Source organism: Diaphorobacter sp., from assembly GCF_050251835.1.
Classification (GTDB): domain Bacteria; phylum Pseudomonadota; class Gammaproteobacteria; order Burkholderiales; family Burkholderiaceae_C; genus JBFXIE01.
Genome location: NZ_JBFWLZ010000067.1, coordinates 1 through 7617 on the forward strand (window position 1 = coordinate 1; position 7617 = coordinate 7617).

Genomic DNA, 7617 nt, shown 5'->3' on the forward strand with positions numbered 1-7617 from the left:
CGCACGGCCCGGGCAGCGTGGGCCTGATCACGCTGGACACCTACCGCGTCGGCGCGCACGAGCAGCTGCGCTCGTACGGCCGCATGCTGGGCGTAGTGGCCCACCTGGCCCACGACCGCGCAGCGCTGCAAGACCTGCTGGGCCTGCTGTCGTCCAAAAAAATGGTGCTGATCGACACCACCGGCGTGGCCCCGCGCGACCCGCGCAGGCGCGAGCTGCTGGACGTGCTGGATCTGCCCGGCGTCAAGCGCCTGCTGGTGCTCAACGCCAGCAGCCACGGCGACACGCTGGACGATGTGCTCACCGGCTTCAAGACCACGGGCTCGCAGCAGGCCATCCTGTCGAAGGTGGACGAGGCCGTCAAGCTGGGCCCCGCCATCGACTCGCTGGTGCGCCACCAGATGGTGCTGCGCGGCGTGACCAACGGCCAGCGCGTGCCCGAAGACTGGGAAGCCGCCAGCGCCCACAAACTGGTCGGCGAGTCCATGCGCTCAAGCGTGAAGTCGGCCTTCGACCCCAAGGTGGCCGAGCTCAACTTCTTTTTCTCGCACTCCAGCGACAGCGCACAAGAACTGGAGGTGGCCGATGTTGCCTGACACCGCAATGCATCAGGCTGCCGGCCTGCACAGCTACACGCCCGCGCGGGCCCTGCGCCTGCTACCGGTGCTCAGCCCCGAAGAAGACGGCCCGTGGCTGGAGATGCTGTGGCAGCTGTGCTCCAGCCTGCAGCGCCTGGGCTACCCCGTGGCGGTGCTGGACGGCACCGCCCGCGAAAGCCGCCAGTCCCCCGGCCTCGATCAACTGCTGCGGCCCACTGCCTGGGCCCCCGCGCAGGCGCTGGACGCCGCCGCCGACCGCGCATCACTGGCCGTCTTACCCGCAGCCCAGGGCCTGGCCCGGCTGTCCAGCCTGGCGAGCGCCCCCGCCAGCCCCCGGGGCGACGCCGCCCTGCAACGCCTGGAGCCACTGTTTCGTGCCTACGCCGTGCTGGTGCTGTATGCACCCGCGCAATCGCTGGCCCCCCTGCTGCGCGGCAGCGCCTGCGTGCCGCTGGTCATGACCGGCCCCGGCGCGCAGGGCCTGGTGCGCAGCTACCTGCAGCTCAAACACCTGGCGCTGCATGCAGACGTACGCTGCTGCACGGTAGCCTCCATCACTGCGCCACGCACGCCGGCGCAGGCACGCCAAACCGCGGAGGCACTGGCCGCCCTGCAGCACAGCGCGCAGCAGCTCCTGGGCCAGCAGCTGCACACCACCGCGGTGGCACCGGCACGCGCGCAGGACATCCAGCGACTGGCGTTGCAGCTGCTTGAGAACGGGTGCACCATCGACCCCGAGATGCGCATGCTGCCCCTGCACTGCCCCGGCGCCACAGCCGAATACACGCAACGGAGCCACTGACCCGATGTACACCGCGAAAGGCCAGCTCGACCGCGAAGCGCTGTTTCACCAGCACATCCCGCTGGTGCGGCGCATCGCCCATCACATGATCGCCAAGCTGCCACCCAACGTGGAGCTCGACGACCTGATCCAGGTCGGCATGATCGGCCTGACCGACGCCCTGTCGCGCTACGAAGCCACGCAGGGCGTGCAGTTTGAGACTTTCGCCAGCCAGCGCATCCGCGGCGCCATGCTCGACGAGCTGCGCGAAGGCGACTGGATGAGCCGCGGTGCGCGCAAGAGCCAAAAAGACATCGAGCATGCCCTGCACCGCGTGGAGCAGCGCCTGGGCCGCAGCCCCATGGAATCAGAAATCGCCGCCGAGCTGGGCATGAGCCTGGAGGACTACCAGTCCCTGCTGGGCAAGGTGCGCGGCACCCAGCTGGTCTATCTGGAAGACTTTCACCGCGACGATGACGACGAGGGCTTTCTGGACCGCCATATGGCCGACGAGGGTGCCAACCCCATGTCGGTGCTGCGCGACCAGCGCCTGCGCGCCGCGCTGGTGCAGGCCATCAAGCAACTGCCCGAGCGCGAGCAGTACATCATGGGCATGTACTACGAGCACGACATGAACCTGAAAGAAATCGCCGCCGTACTGGGCGTGACCGAATCGCGCGTGTGCCAGCTGCACAGCCAGTCGATTGCACGGCTGCGCACCAAGATGCGAGGGCATTGATTTTTTGACGCCTCGGTTATTGGAGGTCAGACGACAGTCGCTGAACCGGGATTAATTGGAATCCGACCCCCAATAATCACCCCCAATAATCTGACCCCTGGTAACCCAAACAGCCGGCATCACCCCGGCGCCCGATAAATCCGCGCCCCGCGCGCGCCGGATGACGGGCCGTAGGTCACCCCCTCCACCGGGGGCAGCAAGGACGCCGCCTGCCGCTCGGTCAATGCCATCACCCGCGCCAGCTGATCGCGCACCCGCGTCAACTGCTGGCCAATGGCCTGCACGCGCCGGGCCGTGGCGGGCTCCAGCGTGGCAGCTGCCGACGGCGCCAGCGCCTGGGACAACGCCACTGCTGCGCCGCGCAACTGCACGGCCGCCTGCTCGAAAGTCTGGGGGTTGGATGCAAGAAGCGCAGCCTGCAAGTCCTGCAGCTGCGCTTCGATGGAGGTGAGGGTGGCGTCGAGTGACATGGGGCACAAGTCTAGAGCCTGTCACCCCGGGCTGACCAGGCCGCGCAAACCGGCTTGCCGGATACCCTGCGCAGCGCTAGTCCGGGAGATTTTTCAGCCGCGCGAGTGCGACAAGGTTTCGTAGGCATTGGCCAGCAGTTTGTCGGCCACGGCTTCTGCGTCCACGCTGAAGGTGCCCTGATCGATGGCGGTTTTGACAGCCTTGACCTTCTCGGCATTGAAGTCGGCCGTGCTGCGGCCGGTTTCTGCCGTGCGCGCCGACGCCGACAGCGTCACGGGCACACCTGTAGCGGCGCGTGATGCGCTCTGGGCCGCAATCTCTGCGGCAGGGGCGGGCGCGGCGGCCTTGGCCTGCTGCTTGTTGGCAGCGGCTTGTGCCAGCGCACTCGCGATATCCGGGTTGTGTCCAATCTTCATCACACTCTCCACCACCCCTGTGAGATGTGGGGCCAGTACCCATGCTTTCGGCTGGCAGGGAGCAGACTTTAGCGCTTTGTGGCAATTGGCGGCCTTTCATGGCCATTTGGCGTCTTTTTGCAACGGTGGACGGAGCGTCCGGGCGCCCGTCACATGGCAGCCGTTTGCGCAAGCGGCGTTTGATCACATGGACGCTTCGATGCTGCCGTCTTCCAGCACGGTGCCGCCAATGATGCGTCCATTGGACATGCGCACGCGCACATTCTGGCCCTGGGCGCCGGCGCTCATGGCCTGACCTGACGATGTGACGGCGTAGCCTGGCCCTTGCACCACCACGCGCACGGGTGCGCCGGCCTTGAACAGGTTGGGCGGGCGCACCATGTTCTGGCGCAGCGCCTGGCCCGCAGCCAGCGGGCGGCTGGCGGTCTGGCCCACCCAGTCCTTGGCGTTGGCCACGATGGCGGCGGGCTCGGCCGCCCAGTCCACTTCAGCCTCGATGGCATCCTGTTCGGTCAGTACGGTGCCGGTGCTTACGCTGCCGGCCAGCACCCAGGCGGGGCCGAAGGCTTTGACGGTGAGGGGCAGAAACACATTCCAGCGAGTGGCGCCATCCACGCAGCGCAGGCCCAGGCGGGTGCGCCCCCACAGGCGCGCGCCCGTGGGCAGGTAGGGCTCGACCCGCGCGCAGGGTGCCAGGCGCAGGCGCGAATCGAGCGCGCCCACGCTGACTTCCATGCGCAGCGGCATCCCGCCGGCCTGCACCTGGGCCAGCGCATCGTCGAGCCAGCGCTGTGTGACCGCTCCCAGGTCGGCGGTCTGATCGGCGGTCTGCGCAACTGACTGCTGGCCCTGTGCGGGCAGCGCCAGGGCGGCGCCCAGCAACAGCGCGGCGCACCACTGATGCAACCGGCGCAACGGGTTCAGTGACGGATGCAACGGTTGGTGTGCCGGCTGCTGCGGCGCGCATGCCGATGCAACGGGGGGAAATGAAAGGCGCAGGCAACGCGGCATGGCAAGACTCCTGTGGAAAGGGCGGCGGCCCAGCTGCAGCACCTGCATGTCGGCCCTAGCAGGCCGGGGCGCCTGTTCACACCTGCCACTGTAGGCCGCCGCGCTGCGCCGGATGCCTGAAACAGCGGGCCAATCCCCGCCTTCTTCGCGCTTTAGAAAAACGCGGCGGTTTTGATAATCGGTGCACGTCCCAAGCCCATCCGGCAAGGGCGCCAGCCCCACACCAGATAGCCGCCCGAGGCCGACATGCTCGACAAGATGACCAACCGCCTGGACTTTCACGGAAACGCGCTGCTACTGCGCTCCGAGCGCCAGCGCGCCATCGCGAGCAACATTGCCAACGCGGACACCCCCGGCTACGTGGCGCGCGACTTCAAGTTTGCCGACGCGATGCGCGCCGCCACCCAGGCGCAAGCCCCCGCGGGCCAACCCGCGGGCCAAAGCAGCCAGAGCGTGAGCGACCCGCGCCACATTCCGCTGCCGGCCGCCACTAGCGGCACATCGGGCAACACGCTGGGCTATGCCCTGCAAAGCCAGCCCAGCCTGGACAACAACACCGTGGACATGGACCGCGAGCGCGCCGCTTTCGTGGACAACGCCGTGCGCTACGAGGCCACGCTGCGCTTCATCAACGGCCAGTCCCGCACGATGCTCAGCGCCATCCAGGGCCAGTAATACCGAAAGAGAGCACCCGCCATGTCCATGTTCTCCATCTTCAACGTCTCGGCCAGCGCCATCAGCGCACAGTCGCAGCGCCTGAACGTCGTGGCCAGCAACCTGGCCAACGTGGACGCCGTGGCCGGCCCCGACGGCCAGGCCTACAAGGCGCGCCAGGTGGTGTTTCAGACCGCGCCGATGGGCCCCGAGAGCGCCGCCGGCGTGCGCGTGTCATCCATCCAGGAAAGCGATCAGCCAGGGCGCCGTGTGCTCGACCCGTCCAACCCCATGGCCGATGCAGAGGGCTATGTGACCCATTCCAACGTGAACGCGGTGGAGGAGATGGTCAACATGATCTCGGCCTCGCGCTCGTACCAGAACAACGTCGAGGTCATGAACACGGCCAAGACGCTGCTGCTCAAGACCCTGCAGATGGGTCAGTAAGAAAGACGAGGGCCCGCCATGATTCTCACCCCCATCGGCACCACCGCTGCGGCCAGCGCCGGCGCGCAGGCCAACGCCGCCAACGACCCCGCAGCCATGCAGGACCGCTTCCTCAAGCTGCTGGTCGCGCAGTTGAACAACCAGGATCCCATGAACCCCCTGGACAACGCGCAGATGACCTCGCAGATGGCGCAGATCAACACCGTGACCGGCCTGCAGACGCTGAACCTGTCCATGCAGACCATGGCCGAGCAGTTCGGCACCATGCAGCAATTGCAGGGCATCTCGATGATCGGCCGCTCGGTACTGGCCGAGGGCGACCGCATGAGCTTTGCCGACGACGGCAAGGGCACGGGCCGTTTTGACCTGGCAAGCGCCGCCACCGATGTGAAGGTGGAAATCGTCACCCCCGGCGGCGTGTTGGTGGACACTGTGGCGCTAGGCGCGCAGCAGGCCGGCCGCCGCACGTTCCAGTGGGACTCCAGCAAATACGACGGATCCGCCGGCGACCTGCGTTTCCGGGTGGTGGCCGTCACGGGCGATACCGCCGTCGCGGCCACGCCGCTGATGCAGCAACAGGTGATGGCCACGGGCTCCATGGCAGGTGCGCTGACGCTCACCCTGGAGGATGGCAGCACCGTCAACTACGCCAACGTCCGCGGCGTGCTGTAAGCGCCACGCCCTTCAAGAACGCACGCACTTTCGTCATCAGGAGCACATCATGAGTTTCCAGCAAGCCTTGTCGGGCCTCAATGCCTCGGCCAAGAACCTCGACGTGATCGGCCACAACATCGCCAACTCCAACACGACGGGCTTCAAGGCCTCGCGCACGGAATTCGCCGCCCTGGTGGCCTCGGCCCTCGGGGCGGCGGGGGGCATCAACTCCGGCATCGGCACCGAGGTATCCGCCGTCTCCCAGCAGTTCACCCAGGGCAACCTCACGGTGACGGGCAACAGCATGGACGTGGCGATCAACGGCAACGGCTTTTTCACGCTGCAGTTGCCCGACAACACGCGCGCCTACACCCGCGCCGGCAACTTCAAGCTGGACAATGCGGGCAACGTGGTGACCAATGACGGCGCCCGGGTCATGGGCTACCCCATCGACCCCATCACCGGCCTGCGCACCTCCAATACCGCACAGCCGCTCACCTTCCCCACCTCCGCGCCCATCCCGGCCAAGCAAACGACCAGCATCAACGCCGGCTTCAACCTGGATGCCCGCGTCACCGACGCCAAGGGCGACCCGAGCGCCACGCCGCCCGTGCCCGCCACGCCGCGCACCACCTATGGCACGTCGCTCAACGTCTATGACAGCCAGGGCGTGGCTACGCCGCTGAGCTTTTACTTTGAGAAGAACGGCGCCAACACCTGGGACATCTACAACCAGCTGAACGATCTGACCACGGCACCGCCCACCGTGCCAGCCGCTACGGGCCGCGTCATTTTTGACAACACCGGCGCCATTGCCGCATCGGTCGAACCGATGCCGCTGGCCACTCCTGGCGGTGCCGACCCCACACTGACGCAGGCAGACGACTTCCCCACCGAATTCACCTATCGCTTCTACGGCCCCGACGCCACCGGCGTGTATGCCATCCGCGAGACAACCCTGACATTCACCAACCCGGCCGAAGCCTGGGACTTCACTTTCGACGCCACCAATCCGACCCTGGTCACGTCCGCGCGCCTGAAGAGCGACCTGGTGAACTACGCCACGGGCACTCCCGCAGCAGGCGGCAGCTTCGGAGTGGGTACTGACCTGACCACTGCTCCCGAGGCCGCCAAGCAATCCTTCGAACTGGCGCTGAGCGTGAACCCCAGCCCCGCCAATCCGAACAGCCCCACCACCCCCCCCACGCCTGGTGGCAACCCCGCGCCGGGCGCCTTCGCGGTCACGCTGGATCTGAACAAGGTGACGCAGTTCGGCACCAAGTTCGCTGTGGCCGAGCTGCGGCAGGACGGCTACACATCGGGCGAGCTCACGGGCATCAATTTTGAGAACAACGGCATGATCACGACCCGCTACTCCAACGGCGTGACGCGGGCCGAAGGCCAGATCACCCTGGCGAGCTTTCGCAACACCCAGGGACTGATGGCGGCGGGAGGCAACAACTGGGTGGAGACCTTCGAGTCGGGCGAACCCATCATGGGAGCGCCCACGGACGGCAACTTCGGCGCGCTACGCGCTGGCGCCCTGGAAGACTCCAACGTGGACCTGACGGCCGAGCTGGTCAACATGATGACCGCCCAGCGCGCCTACCAGGCCAATGCCCAGACCATCAAGACGCAGGACCAGGTGATTTCCACCCTGGTGAACCTGCGCTGATCCTGAACACCCACGCTCCTGCCCCCTGAACCACCGAACCACTGAACCACTGAGGCCACACCATGGACCGCATCATCTACACCTCCATGACCGGCGCCAACGCTGCCGCGAACCGGCAGGCGGTGCTGGCCAACAACCTGGCCAACGCCTCCACCACCGGCTTTCGCGCC

Annotated in this window: 10 protein-coding genes and 1 pseudogene; 8 read left to right on the forward strand and 3 right to left on the reverse strand. The window is 67.0% G+C overall.

Annotation, left to right across the window (positions count from 1 at the left end; all coding sequences use genetic code 11):
- From AB7E35_RS14475 to AB7E35_RS14485, 3 genes and pseudogenes are all read left to right on the forward strand, one after another.
- A pseudogene (locus AB7E35_RS14475) lies at window positions 1-596 on the forward strand (flagellar biosynthesis protein FlhF); the annotation flags it as partial.
- Complete coding sequence (locus tag AB7E35_RS14480) at window positions 586-1401, forward strand: hypothetical protein (protein WP_428163207.1); 816 nt, start codon at window positions 586-588, stop codon at window positions 1399-1401. The pseudogene AB7E35_RS14475 and the gene AB7E35_RS14480, both read left to right, overlap by 11 nt.
- A gap of 4 nt (window positions 1402-1405) precedes the next feature.
- Window positions 1406-2119 (forward strand): RNA polymerase sigma factor FliA, encoded by a 714-nt coding sequence (locus AB7E35_RS14485; RefSeq protein WP_428163208.1) that lies wholly within the window; start codon window positions 1406-1408, stop codon window positions 2117-2119.
- 119 nt (window positions 2120-2238) lie between these two features.
- On the opposite strand, the gene AB7E35_RS14490 is transcribed toward AB7E35_RS14485, so the two are convergent.
- The 3 genes from AB7E35_RS14490 to flgA all read right to left on the reverse strand — a co-directional run bounded on the left by AB7E35_RS14490 (window position 2239) and on the right by flgA (window position 3942).
- Entirely contained in the window at window positions 2239-2589 is a 351-nt protein-coding gene (locus AB7E35_RS14490; RefSeq protein WP_428163209.1) for a hypothetical protein, read from the reverse strand.
- Between the two features lie 93 nt (window positions 2590-2682).
- Window positions 2683-3006, reverse strand: a complete 324-nt coding sequence (gene flgM / locus AB7E35_RS14495) for a flagellar biosynthesis anti-sigma factor FlgM (protein WP_428163210.1) — start codon at window positions 3004-3006, stop codon at window positions 2683-2685.
- A gap of 183 nt (window positions 3007-3189) precedes the next feature.
- Window positions 3190-3942: a flagellar basal body P-ring formation chaperone FlgA gene (flgA, locus tag AB7E35_RS14500; protein ID WP_428167811.1), complete on the reverse strand. Its 753-nt coding sequence runs from the start codon at window positions 3940-3942 to the stop codon at window positions 3190-3192.
- A 321-nt stretch (window positions 3943-4263) separates the two neighbouring features.
- Here flgA and flgB point away from each other — a divergent pair, with 321 nt between their 5' ends.
- The 5 genes from flgB to AB7E35_RS14525 all read left to right on the forward strand — a co-directional run.
- A complete protein-coding gene (gene flgB / locus AB7E35_RS14505; protein WP_428167812.1) occupies window positions 4264-4692 on the forward strand; it encodes a flagellar basal body rod protein FlgB in 429 nt (142 codons plus the stop codon).
- Window positions 4693-4713: 21 nt separating this feature from the next.
- The gene (gene flgC / locus AB7E35_RS14510) at window positions 4714-5118 is read left to right on the forward strand and encodes a flagellar basal body rod protein FlgC (protein ID WP_428163213.1); all 405 of its coding nucleotides are present in this window, start codon (window positions 4714-4716) and stop codon (window positions 5116-5118) included.
- Window positions 5119-5136: 18 nt separating this feature from the next.
- Entirely contained in the window at window positions 5137-5790 is a 654-nt protein-coding gene (locus AB7E35_RS14515; RefSeq protein ID WP_428164238.1) for a flagellar hook assembly protein FlgD, read from the forward strand.
- 49 nt (window positions 5791-5839) lie between these two features.
- On the forward strand, window positions 5840-7447 hold the full coding sequence (locus AB7E35_RS14520; RefSeq protein WP_428164239.1) for a flagellar hook protein FlgE: 1608 nt from the start codon (window positions 5840-5842) through the stop codon (window positions 7445-7447).
- A 62-nt stretch (window positions 7448-7509) separates the two neighbouring features.
- Window positions 7510-7617, forward strand: a 108-nt coding sequence (locus AB7E35_RS14525) for a flagellar basal body protein (protein WP_428167813.1), incomplete at its 3' end; no start/stop codon positions are given.